This is a genomic window from Variovorax sp. V213 (assembly GCF_041154455.1).
Lineage (GTDB): Bacteria > Pseudomonadota > Gammaproteobacteria > Burkholderiales > Burkholderiaceae_C > Variovorax.
This window is the reverse complement of sequence record NZ_AP028664.1, coordinates 2,241,243-2,257,155: the sequence shown is the minus strand read 5'-3', so window position 1 is coordinate 2,257,155 and position 15,913 is coordinate 2,241,243. Positions and strand designations below refer to the sequence as shown.

Sequence of the window (15,913 nt, the reverse complement as noted above, 5' to 3'; positions counted from 1 at the left end):
CAAGCTCGCACCGCAGCGCGAAGCGCGGAGGTCATTCAATGAGCACGGTCATCGAGCTGATCGAGGCTGGTGCCAAGCGGCTCGAAGACGCCGGCGTCGCCTTCGGCCACGGCACCGCCAACGCCTTCGACGAAGCCGCCTGGCTGGTGCTGTGGCGCCTGAAGCTGCCGCTCGACGACCTCGATGCGGTTGCCGACACGCCCGTTTCGCCGGCCGATGCAGGCAAGGTGGCCGCGTTGCTCGACGAACGCATCGCCACGCGCAAGCCCGCCGCCTATCTGACGAAAGAGGCCTGGCTCCAGGGCGTGCCCTTCTACGTGGACGAGCGCGCCATCGTGCCGCGCAGCTTCATTGCCGAGCTGATTGCCGACGGCAGCATCGACTACTGGCTCGGCGAGCACACGCAGCGCGTGCTCGACCTGTGCACGGGCAATGGCAGCCTGGCCGTCCTCGCGGCCATGACCTACCCGGACATCGCCGTGGACGCGGCCGACCTGTCGGTCGAAGCTCTCGAGGTGGCCGCCATCAACGTCACCCGGCACCAGCTGGATGCGCGCATCCGGCTGATCCAATCCGACGGCCTGGCCAACCTGCCCGGCCCGTACGACCTTGTGCTGTGCAACCCGCCTTACGTGAACAGCGCGAGCATGGCCGCCCTGCCCGCCGAATACCAGGCCGAGCCCGAACTGGCGCTGACCGGTGGAACCGACGGCATGGACTTCGTGCGCCGGCTGTTTGCCGAGGCCCCCTCGCGCATGAGCGAAGAGGCCGTGCTGGTGCTGGAAATCGGCAACGAGCGCGAATACTTCGAGGCAGCGTTTCCTCAACTCGAAGTCGTGTGGCTGGAAACCTCCGCGGGCGAAGACCAGGTCCTGCTCGTGACCCGGACCGCCTTGCTGGCCGGCGCCGGCGCGCGTTAGCTGCGACCGCCCAAGCCCCTTTCAGCCGCTTTTTCGCAACCTTGGCTGCGTCCCCCTTCATCGGGTGATGTCCCCATTTGCCCCTTCGCGCCAAGCCGCCCGGGGGCGGGCGGGATAATCGCCCCTACGGTTCCTATTTCATGATTACTCTCAAAAACGTCATTCTTCGCCGCAGCGCCAAGGTTCTGCTCGACGGCGCCACCGTCACCATCAACCCCGGTGAAAAGGTCGGCCTCGTGGGACGCAACGGCGCCGGCAAGTCGACCCTGTTCGCGCTCTTCAACGGCTCGCTGCACGAGGACGGCGGCGACTTCTACGTGCCCAAGCAGTGGCGCATGGCGCAAGTCGCGCAGGACATGCCCGAAACCGAGGAGTCGGCCACCAACTTCGTGGTCGGCGGCGACACCCGGCTGGCCGAGCTGCGCGCCACGCTGGCAGCCATCGAGGCGGCCTATGCCGAGAACCCCGACGACGCCGACATCGGCATGGAACTGGCCCACGCCTACACCGACCTGGCCGATGCCGGCGAGCACGACGCGGTGCCGCGCGCCCAGGCCCTGATCCTCGGGCTGGGTTTCAAGTCGCACGAGCTGGACGGCCCCGTCAACAGCTTTTCGGGCGGCTGGCGCATGCGCCTGCAACTGGCCCGCGCGCTGATGTGCCCGAGCGACCTGCTGCTGCTCGACGAACCCACCAACCACCTGGACCTGGACGCCTTGGTGTGGCTGGAAGCCTGGCTGCAGAAATACGCCGGCACCATGATCGTCATCAGCCACGACCGCGAGTTTCTGGACGCCGTGACCGACGTGACCTTGCACATTGCCAACGCCCAGCTCACGCGCTACGGCGGCAACTACAGCAAGTTCGAGGACATGCGCGCGCTGCAGATGGAGCAGCAGCAGGTCGCCTTCTCCAAGCAACAGGACAAGATCGCTCACCTGCAGAAGTTCATCGACCGCTTCAAGGCCAAGGCCAGCAAGGCCAAGCAGGCGCAGAGCCGGGTCAAGGCGCTCGAGCGCATGGAAAAGGTTGCGCCGCTCCTGGCCGAGGCCGACTTCACCTTCGAGTTCAAGGAGCCGGGCAACATTCCCAATCCGATGCTGTCGATCAGCAACGCGAGCTTCGGCTACGAAATCGAAGATGCCGAGCCCAAGACCATCCTGCGCGGCGTGAGCCGCTCGGTGCTGGCGGGCCAGCGCATCGGCATCCTGGGCGCCAACGGCCAGGGCAAGTCGACGCTGGTGAAGACCATCGCGCGCGAAATGGGCGCGCTGGCCGGCCAGGTCACCGAAGGCAAGGGCCTCAACATCGGCTACTTTGCGCAGCAGGAACTCGACGTGCTGCGCCCGCAGGACAACCCGCTCGAGCACATGGTGCGCATGGCCCGCGAGCTGGGCAGCGCCGTCAAGGAAAGCACCGGCGAGCAGGCCTTGCGCGGCTTCCTCGGCAGCTTCAACTTCAGTGGCGACATGGTGAAGCAGCCCGTCGGCACCATGAGCGGCGGCGAAAAGGCTCGCCTGGTGCTCGCGATGATGGTGTGGCAGCGCCCCAACCTGCTGCTGCTGGACGAGCCCACCAACCACCTGGACCTTGCCACGCGCGAGGCCCTGGCCGTCGCGCTGAACGAGTTCGAAGGCACGCTGATGCTGGTGAGCCACGACCGCGCGCTGCTGCGCTCGGTGTGCGACGAGTTCTGGCTCGTGGGGCGCGGCGTGGTCACCGATTTCGACGGCGACCTCGACGACTACCAGCGCTACCTGCTCGACGAAGCCAAGCGGCTGCGCGAGGAGGCCAAGATCGCCGTGCGCGATGCGGCCGCCGCAACCGCTGCCGCGCCCGTGGCCGTTGCCGCTCCGGCACCCGCCGCCAGCGATCCCGCGGCCGCGAACAAGAACCCGCAGCAGCGCAAGCAGGACGCCCAGGGACGCCAGCAGCGCAGCGACCAGGCCAAGCCGATCAAGCGCGAGATTGCGCAGATCGACGAACGATTGGCCGTGGCAGGCACCGAGCGCGCCGCGCTCGAAACGCGCCTGGCACAGCCCCTGCCGTCCGCCGAGATTGCCGAAGCGGGCAAGCGGCTGAAGGCTCTCAACGACGAAATCGGCCGACTCGAAGAGCGCTGGCTGGCCCTGTCGGACCAGCTCGAGACGCTGACGGCCTGAACCCTGCAAAGGAGGCACATCGCATGCCGTCTGCCATCGAACTGGCCCGGGGCGACGAAAAACTGATCGCGGCCATTCACCGCAGCCGCCGCCTGATCGGGCGCAAGGCGTTGATGGCTGCGGCCGCCAGCGCCGTTCCGTTGCCGGGCATCGACTGGGCCGCCGACGCGGCCCTGCTCGCACGCCTGGTGCCGCAGATCAGCGCCGAGTTCGGCCTTTCCGTCACGCAGGTCGAAAAGCTCGCGCCACACCAGCGTGAACGCATCCAGAAGGCCGCCACCACGGTCGGCGCCTTGCTCGTCGGCCGGCTCGTCACACGCGAGCTGCTGATCAAGCTCGCCCGGTATGCGGGCGTGAAGCTCACCGCCAAGCAGGCCACCAAGTATGTGCCGGTTGCCGGGCAGATCGTTTCCGCCGCGCTCGGCTATGCGGCCTTGCGCGCCCTCGGCGAGCAGCACATCAAGGATTGCGTCCGCGTGAGCACGACGCTCGCCCTGGCACCGCCTGAACCACACGCGCCCGCCTAGATCGCACCATCGTCGAGGGCGACGATTCCCTCTGGTCAGGTTATGTGCAGGTTGAGCGAACATAGTGGAGGCTCTCCCGTGGCCTGCACTCCCTCTGATCCTCCCTCCTCCAGCAGGCCACCTTCCAGCCCGCCCTTGCGCGGGCTGTTTTTTTGCCGAGCAGCAACGTCCGCCTGAGACATCGGGCCGGTCGAAGTCCTGCGCGACGCAAAGACGGCCGAGGGGTTTGTGCCCCCCTCAAATGGCCTCCCGGCTTTCGGAGTTAGTTATTACTGATATGTAATACCAAATGTGTACAACTTTCTTCGCGCCGCCTTCCATTACGCCAATTGCAGAGGGCGAGTTCTCCACCATTGCGGTGGATAAGACGGTGGAAAAGCATGTGCACATCGCCGGAGACCGTTGCTGCGCCTGCGCTGCGACGCTGCGCCTGTAAAAGCGGCATCGCGGTGCCTTGTCCCGGAGGATGAGGCAACTGAAAGTTGCCGCGCTCGGTCGGAGGCCTTGGAGGTGAGGGAGAAGTTGCACGGCAACCCACCCACACTATTCCCCACACCATGGAAATCACTGTCAGTGATTCGCCTCAGGGGCAAGCGCAACCTGTCGATGCGCTTGAAGGTTCTGGTAGGACGTACTGGATTCGAACCAGTGACCAACGGATTAAAAGTCCGCTGCTCTACCAACTGAGCTAACGTCCCGGAACCATTTTTTCTTCTTGACGATTTGCCGGGGTTGATGCGGCAAAGCCAAAGATTATAGCGTGGCGTTGCTCGCGATTTTGTCGAGAACCCAACCTGCCGCACATTGGCCGAAAGTAGCCGTCACGCTCACCACCGAACCGTAGCCGTGGCAGTTGAGCGAGCCGTCGCCTTCGATGGCGCAGGAGGCATCGGGCGGCGCGACGCTCTCGCGGCTGAAGACGCAGGCGACGCCGATCTTGCGGCCTTCGCGCGGAGCGCCATGCTCCTTGCGAAGGCGCTGCCGCAACTGGGCCAGCAGCGGGTCGTGCGTGACGAGCGAAAGATCGTCGATGTCGACCTTGTGGGCCTGCCGCTTGCCGCCGGCCGCGCCCACGGTGACGAAAGCCGTGCGCGATGCGCGCGCCCATGCGGCCATCGTGAGCTTGGCCTTTACCTGGTCGCAGGCATCGATGACCGCGGTGGCAGGGCCGTTGGCTTGCTGCGCCGCGTCGAGCAGCATCGTCCAGTTGCCGGGCTCGACGAACTCGTCGATCGCGAGCACCTTGCACTCCGGATTGATCTGCGCGATGCGGTCGCGCATGGCCTCGACCTTGGCCTGTCCCACGGTCGCATCGAGGGCGTGGATCTGCCGGTTGATGTTCGACTCCGACACATGGTCGAGATCGACCAGCGTCAGCCGCCCCACTCCGCTGCGCGCCAGCGCCTCGACGGCCCACGAGCCTACACCGCCGATGCCGGCGACGAGCACATGGGCGTTGCGGATGCGCGCGGCGCCGGCCACGCCATAAAGACGTTCGAGGCCGCCGAAGCGGCGCGCAAAGTCGGGCGCCGCCGCGGTGTCGATGACGACATTCGCGGCGGCGTTCGATGTTTGCGGAAGCGTTGCAGCGCTCAAGCGGGAGGGCTCCGCCGGCGTCAGCGCAGTCGCGAGAGACGCTCGCGGCCCGCCTGTGCGGCTTCGGATTGCGGATAGGCCTTGGTCAGGTCTTCCAGCGTGCGGCGCGCGGCGCGCGTGTCCTTCAGCTCGATCTGGCAGTTGGCAATCGACAGCACGGCCTCGGGAGCCTTGGCGTGGTCGGGCGCAAGCGACAGCATGGAGCGGAAGTTCGCGATGGCCTCGTTGTAGTTGCGCGTGGCGTACTGCGCATTGCCGAGCCAGAACAACGCAGAGGCGTTGTAGCCGCTTTGCGGGTAGCGCTTGACGAACTCGGCGAACGCGGTTTGCGCCTGCGCGAACTGCCCCGCGCGGAAGATGCCAAGCGCCGCATCGAAGTCGGCCTTTTCCTTGGGATCGGCGGTGAACTCGCGGCCGTCTACCGACACCTTCGCCGGCTCGTTCTGCTTGAGCCGGTCGTCGATGGTGGTCTGGCGCGACTGCAATTCGCTCAGCGTGCGCTGCAGCTGCTCGTTCTGCCCCGTCATGCGTGCCAGATCGCCCCGCATCTGCTCGATCTGGTTTTGCAGTTCGAGCAGGCTGCGGCGCAGCTGGCCGTTTTCGTCGGTCAGCCGCTGGTCGGTCTGCTGGCGCATCGCCTCGACCCGCTGCCGCAGGTCGAGGATGGCGCGGCGCGCTTCATCATCCTCGAACAAGGCAGCTTGCGAGCCGATCGAAACGCAAAGCAAGGCGGCAGCCAGGGCCGCGCCTCGCAACAAGGCGCGTTGCATCACCGGGTGTATCGGATTTCAGCGCGGCGGTTTTGCGCCCAGGCTTCTTCGCCCGAACCCTGGACCGCGGGCTTTTCCTTGCCGAAGCTCACAGCTTCGATCTGGGCGTCGTTCACGCCCAGCAGCGTCAGCGCACGGCGGACGGCTTCGGAACGCTTCTGGCCGAGTGCCAGGTTGTACTCGCGGCCGCCGCGTTCGTCGGTGTGGCCTTCGATGGAAATGCGGCGCTGCTGGTTGGCCTTGAGGAAACGGGCATGGCCGTCGATCAGGGCTTGGAACTCGGGCTTGACCGTGTAGCTGTCGTAGTCGAAATAGACGATCCGTTCGATCCCGACCGGACCTTGCGCGGTGGATGCATTGGGGTCGATGGTGACGGGCGCGACCGCAGTCGAGCTGCCCTGCTGGCCGCCGGCGGTGCCGGAGCGGTCGGTCACCGGGGCGTCGTTGAGCTTGGTGCCCGACGAACAACCGGCAATCAGAGCCACGATGGCCAGCGAATAAATCGTACGTTTCAACATTGGGTACTCCTCAAATAAACCTTGATCATTGCTTTTGAAACGGACCCCAGTCCGGTTCTCTTATGTCTCCCGCCTGCCCGGCGAGCCGCGCTTTTATTTTTCCGTCCAGCGTGGTCGTCATGAGCGCTTCGCGGCCTTGCAGCTGCGTTGCGTAGACGATCAGCTTGCTGTTGGGGGCGAAACTGGGACTCTCGTCTGCCGAGGTGTCGGTGATGGCCGAGACGTTGCCGGTTGCCAGCTCCATCACATGGAGTTTGAATGCACCGCCAACGCGTGAGATGTAGGCCAACCACCGGCCGTCGCCGCTGACAGATGGAGAAATGTTGTAGGTGCCACTGAAGGTAACACGGGTCGGCGCGCCGCCGCCGGCGCCCATCTTGTAGATCTGCGGAGCCCCGCCGCGGTCGCTCACGAAGTAGATCGTGCTGCCGTCGGCCGAGTACACGGGTTCGGTGTCGATGCTCGCGCTCTGGGTCAGGCGGCGCGGCTCGCCGCCGCTTGCCGGGATGGTGTAGAGCTGCGAGCCGCCGTCGCGGCTCAGCGTGACCGCCAGCGAGCCGCCATCGGGCGCCCACGCCGGGGCGCTGTTGGAGCCGCGGAAGTTCGCAAGCAACCGGCGCTGTCCGCTGGCCACGTTGTGCACGTACACCACGGGCTTGCGCGATTCGAAGGACACGTACGCCAACTGCTGGCCGTTGGAAGACCAGACCGGCGAAATGATGGGTTCCGGGCTCGCGAGCGCGGCTTGCGCGTTCTCGCCGTCGGCGTCCGCCACCCACAGCGAATAACGGCTGCCGCCCTTGGTGACGTAGGCGATGCGCGTCGAGAAGATGCCCTTGTCGCCTGTGAGCTTCTCGTAGACGTAGTCGGCAATGCGGTGCGATGCGAGGCGCAGGTCGCCTTGCGGAACGGTATAGCTCTGGCCGCCGAGGTCTTGCCCGCGCACCACGTCCCAGAGGCGAAAGCGCACGTCGAAGCGGCCGTCGGCCAGGCGCGTGACGCTGCCGACCACGAGCGAATCCGCCGTACGCTGGCGCCAGAGGGATAGATCGGGACGCGACGCCTCGTCGAGCGCCTGGCCGGAGGCATCGACGCCGCGGAACTGGCCGCTGCGTTCGAGGTCGGCCTGCACGATCTCGGAGATCTTTTGTGGCGATGCGTCCTGCCCCTTGAACGGAACCAGCGCGATGGGCCGCTGCGTCAGTCCGACGCCAGACACCTCGACCCGGAACTGGGCGAGCGCGGGCAGCATGGGAGTTGCAGCAAGAGCCGCAATCAATGTGCGGCGTGCAAATAACGATGAAGAAGGAGTTGGAATGGAAACTGGCAACGGCTTGTTCATGCGGTTCGGAGATGTTTCGGGGTAAAAAGTTCTCCCCAAGTGCGACGGGCCACATGTTACACACTGGTTTGGCCGCGTAATCACAAAAGGTGTATCGGTCGGTGCCGTCCTACAGCATGGCCTTCAAAGCGCCTGCCGGGGCCCCCGTAGAATCCGCCGCCATGCAAGCATCCCCCGGCAGCGAGACCGCGCGCCCTCCCCTGTTGCGCCGACTGGCGCGACTCATGACCTGGTTCGGCGGCTCGCGCCACTGGTGGGCCGTCGGGCTCGTCGGCGCCCTGTTGGCAGCCATCACCGAGCCGCTGATGGCCGCCCTGCTGAAGCCGCTGCTCGACCGCGGCTTCAACCGCGGACAGCTGGCGCTGTGGATCGTGCCGGCCGCCGTGCTGCTGCTGTTCGCGGTGCGCGGCATTGCCCAGTTCATTTCGCAATATGCGCTCTCGCGCATTGCCAACGAAGGCATGCAGCGGCTGCGCCGCGTGCTGTTCGAGCGCCTGCTGGGCGCGGAGCTGGCCCTATTCTCGCGCCAATCGGCCAGCGCGCTCTCCAACACGGTGGTGTATGAGGTGCAGACCGGCTCCATGCTGCTGGTGCAGGCACTGCTCGGGCTCTCGCGCGACGGTTTCACGCTGGTGGCGCTGCTTGCCTACCTCGTCTACCTGAACTGGAAGCTCACGCTTATCGTCGCCTTCCTGGTGCCGAGCATCTCTTGGATCATGAAGGTGTTCTCCAAGCGCCTTTATCGCCTGACGCAGCAGGGTCAGCAGGCCACCGACGAACTGGCCTACGTGGTGGAAGAGAACGTGCTCGCGCACCGCATGGTGCGGCTGCATGGGGCCGAGGCGGCGCAGGGCGAGCGCTTCGAGCAACTGAGCCAGCGCCTGAACCGGCTGGCCGTGAAATCGACCATCGCGCAGGCGGCCACCACGCCGCTCACGCAGATGATGGCGTCGCTCGCGCTGTCGATCGTGGTGATGATCGCGCTGTGGCAGAGCGGCGAACAGGGACTGACGGTGGGCGGATTCGTCGCCTACATCACGGCCATGCTGATGCTGATCGCACCGATCCGCCGCCTGGCGGACATGGCCGCGCCGATCACCCGCGGCCTTGCGGCGCTGGAACGCGGCCTGGTGCTCATCGACGACGTGGCCCCCGAGCCGCAAGGTACTTTCCGCATCGAACATGCGCAGGGCCGCATCGAGCTTCGCGACGTGAAGGTCAGCTACCGCGGCGAGGACGAAGCCCGTGCGCTCGACGGCGTGAACCTGGCCATCGAGCCGGGCCAGGTGGTGGCCTTCGTCGGACCCTCGGGTTCGGGCAAGACGACGCTGGTCAATCTGCTGCCGCGCTTCGTGCTGCCCAGCGGCGGGCAGGTGCTGCTCGACGGCCACGACACCAGCGAATGGGAGCTCAAGAGCCTGCGCGCGCAGTTCGCCATGGTCAGCCAGGACGTGGTGATGCTCAACGACACGCTGGCCGCCAACGTAGCGCTGGGCTCCGAGATCGATCGCGCGCGGGTGCAGCAATGCATAGAGGCCGCGAACCTCGCGAGCCACGTCGAGAGCCTGCCGGAGGGCGTCGACACGGTGCTCGGCCACAATGCCACGCAGCTTTCGGGCGGCCAGCGCCAACGCCTGGCCATCGCGCGCGCGCTCTACAAGAACGCGCCCATCCTGCTGCTCGACGAAGCAACCTCGGCCCTCGACACCGAATCGGAACGGCTGGTGCAGGATGCCCTGCAGCGCCTGATGCAGAACCGCACCACGCTCATCGTCGCGCACCGGCTCTCGACCATCCAGCATGCCGACCGCATCATCGTGATGGAGCAAGGCCGCGTCGCCGAGCAAGGCAGCCACGCACAATTGATGGCACTGGACGGGCTCTACGCCCGCCTGCAGACGCTGGCGGTGCGCAGCGCGACCCCGGGCCAGGACCCGACGCTCTGAGCCCTCAGAGCAGGACGATGTCGTACTGGCCTTGCCCGATGGCCGGTTCGGACTGCAAGGAGATCGGCTTGCCGATGAAATCGCTCAGCCCCGCCAGGTGCTGGCTTTCCTCGTCGAGAAACAGCTCGATCACCTGCGGCGACGACACGATGCGGAATTCGCGCGGCGTGAACTGCCGCGCCTCGCGCAATATTTCGCGCATGGCGTCGTAGGCCACGCTGCGCGCCGTCTTCACGATGCCCTGCCCGCCGCACGCGGCGCAGGGCTCGCACAGCATGTGGGCCAGCGATTCGCGCGTGCGCTTGCGCGTCATCTCGACGAGCCCGAGCTGCGAAAAGCCGCCGGCGGTGGTCTTGACGCGGTCGCGCGCGAGCTGCTTGCGGAACTCGGCCAGCACCTGTTCGCGGTGGTCGTCGCGCCCCATGTCGATGAAGTCGACGATGATGATGCCGCCCAGGTTGCGCAAGCGCAGTTGCCGCGCAATGGCTTGCGCCGCTTCCAGGTTGGTCTTGAAGATGGTGTCGTCGAAATTGCGCGCGCCGACAAAGCCGCCCGTATTCACGTCCACCGTGGTGAGGGCCTCGGTCTGGTCGACCACGAGGTAGCCGCCCGACTTGAGTTCGACCCGGCGGCCCAGCGCCTTGGCGATTTCCTCGTCGACCGAATACAGGTCGAAGATCGGCCGCTCGCCCTTGTAGTGCTGCAGCTTGCCGGCCGCCTGCGGCATGTATTCGAGTCCGAACTTGAGCAGCACCTCGAACTGCTCGCGCGAATCGATGCGGATGGTCTGCGTGTCTTCGCTGGTCATGTCGCGCAGCACGCGCTGCAGCAGGCTCAAATCCTGGTGCAGCAGGGACATCGGCGGCATCTTGCTCGATGCTTCACGGATGCGCGACCAGGTCTTGCGCAGGTAGGCGATGTCCTCGGCCAGCTCGGCATCGGACGAATCTTCGCCGTTGGTACGCAGGATGAAGCCACCCGTGTTGGCCGGCACCACGCCGCCGCTGTCGGCTGCCGCGGCCGCTTCGATCAGCGCGAGCATGCGCGCGCGCAACGAATCTCGTTGGTCCGAAGGGATCTTCTGCGAAACGCCGATGTGGTTGTCCTGCGGCAGAAACACCAGCAGCCGGCCGGCAATGCTGATCTGCGTCGACAGCCGCGCCCCCTTGGTGCCGATCGGATCCTTGATCACCTGCACCAGCAGCGACTGGCCTTCGAACACCTGCTTCTCGATGGGCACCATCGGCCCGCCGTTGCGGTGGTCGCGCTCGGGCGCCGGTGCGCTGGGGCGCGAGCCCGGCGTGAACGGCGCCACGATGTCGGCCACGTGCAAAAAGGCCGTGCGTTCCAGGCCGACGTCGATGAAGGCCGACTGCATGCCCGGCAGCACGCGCGACACCTTGCCCAGGTAGATGTTGCCGACCAGCCCGCGCTCCAATGTGCGTTCGACGTGCAGCTCTTGCACCGCGCCGTGCTCGACCAGCGCCACACGGGTCTCCTGCGGGGACCAGTTGATCAGGATGTCTTGCATGGGATTGGAATTCTCAGGTATTGAAACCTGCGCTGCGAAGGAGCTGCGCGGTCTCGAACATCGGGAGTCCCATGATGCCCGAATAGGACCCGCTGATGTGCTCGATGAACGCGGCCGCTGCGCCCTGGATCGCATAGGCGCCGGCCTTGCCGATCGGCTCGCCGCTGCCGGCGTAGCGCGCGATCTGCTTTCGGGTCATTGTTGCGAAGCGCACGCGCGAGACGCTGAGTGCCGCATGGCGGCGGCGGCCGTTCTGCAGCGCCACGGCGGTCAGCACGCGATGCGTGGTGCCCGACAAGAGCGCCAGCATGCGCTCGGCATCGCGTGCGTCGTCGGGCTTGCCGAGGATGCTGCGGCCGAGGGCCACCGTGGTGTCGGCGCAGAGCACCGGCCCATCGGCGAGTCCGAGGCGCTTGCGTCGCGCCACTGCGGCATCGAGCTTGAGCGCAGTGACGCGCTGCACGTAGGCGGTGGGAGATTCGTTGGCCAGCACAGCCTCGAGCGATTCGGCATCTTCTTCCGGGCCGGCAAGGAGAAGCTCGTGGCGAATGCCGAATTGGCCGAGCAGCTGGGCGCGGCGCGGGCTCTGCGAGGCGAGATAGATGAAGTCTGGTGTCATTCCCGGTGGTACGGATGGCCCGCGTTGACCGACCAGGCCCGGTACAGCTGCTCCACGAGCAGCACGCGCGCCATCGCATGCGGCAGGGTCAGGTCGGAGAGGCGGATGCGTTCGTGGGCCGCGGCCTTGAAGGCGGGATCGAGCCCGTCGGGGCCGCCGATGACGAGGGCCACGTCGTCGCCCTCGCCCTGCCAGGCCTGCAGGCGCGCTGCGAGCGCCTTGGTGGTGAGCGCGGTGCCGCGCTCATCCAGCGCCACGATGCGCATGCCACGGGCGATGGCCCCTTCGATGCGCTCGCGTTCGGCGGCGTAGATGGTTTCGAGCGACTTGGAACCGCGGGGTTCGGTCTTCACGGCCCGCAGCTCGAGCTTGAGCTCGGGCGGGAAGCGCTTGGCGTAGTCGTCCCAGGCAGTCTGCGCCCAGTCGGGCATGCGCTGCCCGACGGCGACCACCAGGAGCTTCATGCGCGGCGGGCTGGCGCCTTCTTGGCAGGCGCCTTCTTTGCCGCGGGCTTCTTCGCGGCCGGCTTGCCGACCACCTTGACCGGCACGCGCGCGGTCGTGGTCTTCTTTGCCGGGGCTTTCTTGGCGGCGGTTTTCTTTGCCGGGCTCCGGCTGGCCTTCTCAGCCTTGGCTTCCTGCTCGGCTGCGCGGATGGCGGTCTTGGCCGCGCTTGCACGGCGCAGATTGGGCATCTTGGCCGCGACCGGCTTTTTCTCGTCGATCACCTTGGCGGCGGTTGCAAGGGCCGGCTTGGTGCCGCCGAGCTTGGCGCGCACCGGCTTGTCGCCCCAGATTTCTTCCAGGTGGTAGTACTGGCGGATGGCGGGTTGCATGATGTGCGCGACCGCCGCGCCGCAGTCCACGATGATCCACTCGCCGTTGTCCTCGCCCTCGATGCGCGGCTTGCCGAAACCGGCCTCGCGCACTGCGTCGCGAACGCTGGCGGCCAGCGCCTTGGTCTGCCGGTTGGAGGTGCCTGAGGCAACGATCACGCGTTCGAACAGCGGTGAGAGATGCTCGGTGTCGAAAACCTGGATGTCCTGCGCCTTGACGTCTTCGAGTCCATCGATGATGGCTCGCTGGAGTTTTTGGGTGTCTTTCTTGGCGGCGGCTTCAGTGGTCATCAGGCAGAGCGGTAAAGGTGGTGTTGGTCAATATAGCGTGCAACGGCTGGCGGAACCAGCGAGGAAATGTTCTCGCCAAGCGCCGCGCGCCGCCGTATATCGGTGGCGCTGGTGTCCATGACCGGCAGTTCGAGCGCTTCGAAACGCGCGCCAGCCGGGAGGCCGGGCAGCATCTTCGGATCAAAACGAGCAGTGCCGCCCGTCGATAATGCGCGATACGCTACAGAAACAATAGCAATGCCGAGTATAGCCTGCCAGCCGTGCCATGTTGGCAATGCGCTGGCCTGGTCGGCGCCCATGATCAGGACCAGCTGGGCTCCCGGCTGCTCCCGCTGCAATTCATGCAGGGTGTCGAGGGTGTAGGTGGGGCCATCGCGCAGCACTTCGCGGCTGTCGACCACCACCGTTCCCTTCAGCCCCGAAAAAGCCAGCCGCGTCATTGCGAGACGGTCTTGCGCCGGCGTCAGCGCCCGGCTCTTGTGCCAGGCCTGCCCAGTGGGTATGACGTACAGCTCGGCAAGGCTTAGCTGCGAAAGCGCCGCCTCGGCCAGCGCCACGTGGGCGTTGTGCGGCGGGTCGAAGGCGCCACCGAAAATGCCGATGCGCGGGGGTGACTTGCTGGCAGGAGGGTTCACAACCAGTCGCGCCGCACGATGAAGTCGCTGTAGAGCGCGGCTTCGGGGCTGCCCGGTTCCGGCTGCTGGCGGTAGGCCCAGCTGGCGAGCGGCGGCATCGACAGCAGAATCGATTCGGTGCGCCCGCCCGACTGCAGCCCGAAGTGCGTGCCCCGATCCCACACGAGGTTGAACTCCACGTAGCGTCCGCGCCGGTAGAGCTGGAACGCCCGCTCGCGCTCGCCCCAGGGCATGGCGCGGCGGCGCAGGGCGATGGGCAGGTAGGCCGGCAGGAAGGCATCGCCCACGGAGCGCAGCATCGCAAAGGCGTTCTCGAATCCGCCCTCGGCGAAGTCGTCGAAGAAGATGCCGCCGATGCCGCGCTGCTCGTTGCGATGCTTGAGAAAGAAATACTCGTCGCACCAGGTCTTGAAGCGCGGATATTTGTCGTCGCCGAAAGGGGCCAGCGCGTCGCGGCACGCGGTGTGAAAGTGCACCGCGTCTTCCTCGAAACCGTAGCAGGGCGTCAGGTCCATGCCGCCGCCGAACCAGCACACCGGGTCCTTGCCTTCGGGCAGCGCAGCCAGCATGCGCACGTTCATGTGAACGATCGGCACATAGGGGTTGCGCGGATGAAACACCAGCGACACGCCCATGGCCTCGAAAGGCGCGCCCGCAAGTTCGGGCCGGTTCTGCGTGGCCGATGGCGGCAGCCTCGCCCCGCGCACTTGCGAGAAGCCACAGCCCGCACGCTCGAACAGTTCGCCGCCCTCGAGGATGCAGGTGAGGCCGCTGCCTTGCAATGCCTCGCCGGGCTCCTTCTGCCAGGCGTCTCGGGTGCAGGTACCGCCGTCGGCCGCTTCAACCGCAGCGACGATGTCCTGCTGCAGCTTGCGCAGGTAGTCGCCGACCGCTGCGGGATTGGTCTGCTGCATCAGGCGTGCGGGGCGCCGCGCGCGTGCAGCGCGCGGTGCCCGATGTCTTTGCGGTATTGCGCGCCGTCGAAATTGATGCGCGCGGCGACTTCGTAGGCCCGCTGCTGCGCGAGCTTCACGCTGTCGGCCAGAACGGTCACGCACAGCACGCGGCCGCCGCTGGTCTTGAGCTCGCCGTCCTGCTGCGTGGTGCCGGCGTGGAACACCACGGCATCGGGTGCCTCTGGCGGAATGCCGGTGATGCGGTCGCCCTTGCGCGGCGAAAGCGGATAGCCGTGCGCCGCCATCACCACGCCAAGCGCCACGCGCCGGTCCCACTGCAGCTCGACCTGGTCGAGCGTGCCGTCGGTGGCGTGCCAGAACACTTCGAACAGGTCGGACTTGAGCCGCATCATGATCGGCTGCGTTTCGGGGTCGCCCATGCGGCAGTTGAATTCCAGCGTCTTCGGGTGCCCCGACGCGTCGATCATGAGACCGGCGTACAGGAAGCCCGTGAACGGGATGCCGTCTTTCTCCATGCCACGGATGGTCGGCAGGATGATTTCGCGCATGGCGCGCGCATGCACTTCGGCCGTGACCACCGGTGCGGGCGAGTACGCGCCCATGCCGCCCGTGTTGGGCCCTTCGTCGTTGTCGAGCAGGCGCTTGTGGTCCTGGCTGGTGGCCAGGGCGGTCACGTTCTTGCCGTCGCACAGCACGATGAAGCTGGCTTCCTCGCCCTGCAAAAACTCTTCAATGACGACGCGCGCGCCGCCATCGTTGTGCGACACGCCGAACTTGTTGTCGACCAGCATGAAGTCGACCGCCTCGTGCGCCTCCTGCGCGGTCATGGCCACCACCACGCCCTTGCCGGCGGCCAGGCCGTCGGCCTTGACGACGATGGGGGCGCCCTTGGCGTCGATGTAGGCATGGGCCGCGGCCGCATCGGTGAAGGCCTCGTACTCGGCCGTGGGAATCTTGTGGCGCTTCATGAACGCCTTGGAGAAGGCCTTGGAGCTCTCGAGCTGCGCAGCGGCCCGCGTGGGTCCGAAGATGCGCAGGCCGTGGGCGCGGAATTCATCCACCACGCCGGCCGCCAGCGGCGCTTCGGGCCCGACGACGGTGAGCGCGATCTTTTCCTTGGCCGCCCATTCGCGCAGCGCGGCGGGCTCGGTGATGTCGATGCAGTCGTAGCGCTCGTCGCTCACGGTGCCGCCGTTGCCCGGCGCCACGTACACGCGGCTGACCCGGCTGGCCTGCGCCAACCGCCACGCCAATGCGTGTTCCCGGCCCCCTCCTCCAATTACCAATACCTTCATTCGTGGGCC

15 protein-coding genes and 1 tRNA gene are annotated in these 15,913 nt (G+C 66.5%); 4 read left to right on the top strand and 12 right to left on the bottom strand.

The features are described 5' to 3' along the window. The first annotated feature begins 38 nt into the window (after positions 1-38). From prmB to ACAM55_RS10755, 3 genes are all read left to right on the top strand, one after another. Positions 39-920 (top strand): 50S ribosomal protein L3 N(5)-glutamine methyltransferase, encoded by an 882-nt coding sequence (gene prmB, locus ACAM55_RS10765; protein WP_369655995.1) that lies wholly within the window; start codon positions 39-41, stop codon positions 918-920. Between the two features lie 140 nt (positions 921-1,060). Continuing rightward, a complete protein-coding gene (locus ACAM55_RS10760) occupies positions 1,061-3,082 on the top strand; it encodes an ABC-F family ATP-binding cassette domain-containing protein (protein WP_369655994.1) in 2,022 nt (673 codons plus the stop codon). 23 nt (positions 3,083-3,105) lie between these two features. Beyond that, positions 3,106-3,609 carry a hypothetical protein gene (locus ACAM55_RS10755; RefSeq protein WP_369655993.1) on the top strand — a complete coding sequence of 168 codons (504 nt, stop codon included), beginning with the start codon at positions 3,106-3,108 and terminating at the stop codon, positions 3,607-3,609. 622 nt (positions 3,610-4,231) lie between these two features. On the opposite strand, the gene ACAM55_RS10750 is transcribed toward ACAM55_RS10755, so the two are convergent. From ACAM55_RS10750 to tolB, 5 genes are all read right to left on the bottom strand, one after another. Beyond that, positions 4,232-4,307 (bottom strand) — tRNA-Lys (locus tag ACAM55_RS10750). Positions 4,308-4,362: 55 nt separating this feature from the next. Continuing rightward, positions 4,363-5,154, bottom strand: coding sequence for a ThiF family adenylyltransferase (locus tag ACAM55_RS10745; protein ID WP_369656373.1), 792 nt, complete (start codon positions 5,152-5,154; stop codon positions 4,363-4,365). Positions 5,155-5,225: 71 nt separating this feature from the next. Then, on the bottom strand, positions 5,226-5,975 hold the full coding sequence (ybgF, locus tag ACAM55_RS10740; RefSeq protein WP_055796966.1) for a tol-pal system protein YbgF: 750 nt from the start codon (positions 5,973-5,975) through the stop codon (positions 5,226-5,228). Further along, complete coding sequence (gene pal, locus ACAM55_RS10735; RefSeq protein ID WP_369655992.1) at positions 5,975-6,493, bottom strand: peptidoglycan-associated lipoprotein Pal; 519 nt, start codon at positions 6,491-6,493, stop codon at positions 5,975-5,977. Before pal ends, ybgF begins: the two co-directional genes overlap by 1 nt. Positions 6,494-6,518: 25 nt before the next feature. Then, positions 6,519-7,745, bottom strand: a complete 1,227-nt coding sequence (gene tolB, locus ACAM55_RS10730) for a Tol-Pal system beta propeller repeat protein TolB (protein WP_369655991.1) — start codon at positions 7,743-7,745, stop codon at positions 6,519-6,521. A gap of 251 nt (positions 7,746-7,996) precedes the next feature. On the opposite strand from tolB, the gene msbA reads away from it, so the two are divergent. After that, positions 7,997-9,781 (top strand): lipid A export permease/ATP-binding protein MsbA, encoded by a 1,785-nt coding sequence (msbA, locus tag ACAM55_RS10725; protein WP_369655990.1) that lies wholly within the window; start codon positions 7,997-7,999, stop codon positions 9,779-9,781. A 4-nt stretch (positions 9,782-9,785) separates the two neighbouring features. Here the strand turns inward: msbA and rng are convergent, their stop codons facing one another. From rng to purD, 7 genes are read right to left on the bottom strand one after another with little or no spacing between them, the layout of a single operon-like run. Continuing rightward, positions 9,786-11,312 carry a ribonuclease G gene (gene rng / locus ACAM55_RS10720; protein ID WP_369655989.1) on the bottom strand — a complete coding sequence of 509 codons (1,527 nt, stop codon included), beginning with the start codon at positions 11,310-11,312 and terminating at the stop codon, positions 9,786-9,788. A gap of 13 nt (positions 11,313-11,325) precedes the next feature. Continuing rightward, entirely contained in the window at positions 11,326-11,931 is a 606-nt protein-coding gene (locus tag ACAM55_RS10715; protein WP_369655988.1) for a nucleoside triphosphate pyrophosphatase, read from the bottom strand. Continuing rightward, positions 11,928-12,395 (bottom strand): 23S rRNA (pseudouridine(1915)-N(3))-methyltransferase RlmH, encoded by a 468-nt coding sequence (gene rlmH / locus ACAM55_RS10710; RefSeq protein WP_215245358.1) that lies wholly within the window; start codon positions 12,393-12,395, stop codon positions 11,928-11,930. The genes ACAM55_RS10715 and rlmH overlap by 4 nt, the downstream gene beginning before the upstream one ends. Beyond that, positions 12,392-13,057, bottom strand: a complete 666-nt coding sequence (rsfS, locus tag ACAM55_RS10705; RefSeq protein WP_369655987.1) for a ribosome silencing factor — start codon at positions 13,055-13,057, stop codon at positions 12,392-12,394. Before rsfS ends, rlmH begins: the two co-directional genes overlap by 4 nt. Continuing rightward, positions 13,057-13,692: a nicotinate (nicotinamide) nucleotide adenylyltransferase gene (gene nadD, locus ACAM55_RS10700; RefSeq protein WP_369655986.1), complete on the bottom strand. Its 636-nt coding sequence runs from the start codon at positions 13,690-13,692 to the stop codon at positions 13,057-13,059. The genes rsfS and nadD overlap by 1 nt, the downstream gene beginning before the upstream one ends. Beyond that, on the bottom strand, positions 13,689-14,606 hold the full coding sequence (hemF, locus tag ACAM55_RS10695; protein ID WP_369655985.1) for an oxygen-dependent coproporphyrinogen oxidase: 918 nt from the start codon (positions 14,604-14,606) through the stop codon (positions 13,689-13,691). The genes nadD and hemF overlap by 4 nt, the downstream gene beginning before the upstream one ends. Then, positions 14,606-15,904 carry a phosphoribosylamine--glycine ligase gene (gene purD / locus ACAM55_RS10690; RefSeq protein ID WP_369655984.1) on the bottom strand — a complete coding sequence of 433 codons (1,299 nt, stop codon included), beginning with the start codon at positions 15,902-15,904 and terminating at the stop codon, positions 14,606-14,608. The genes hemF and purD overlap by 1 nt, the downstream gene beginning before the upstream one ends. Positions 15,905-15,913: the final 9 nt, after the last annotated feature.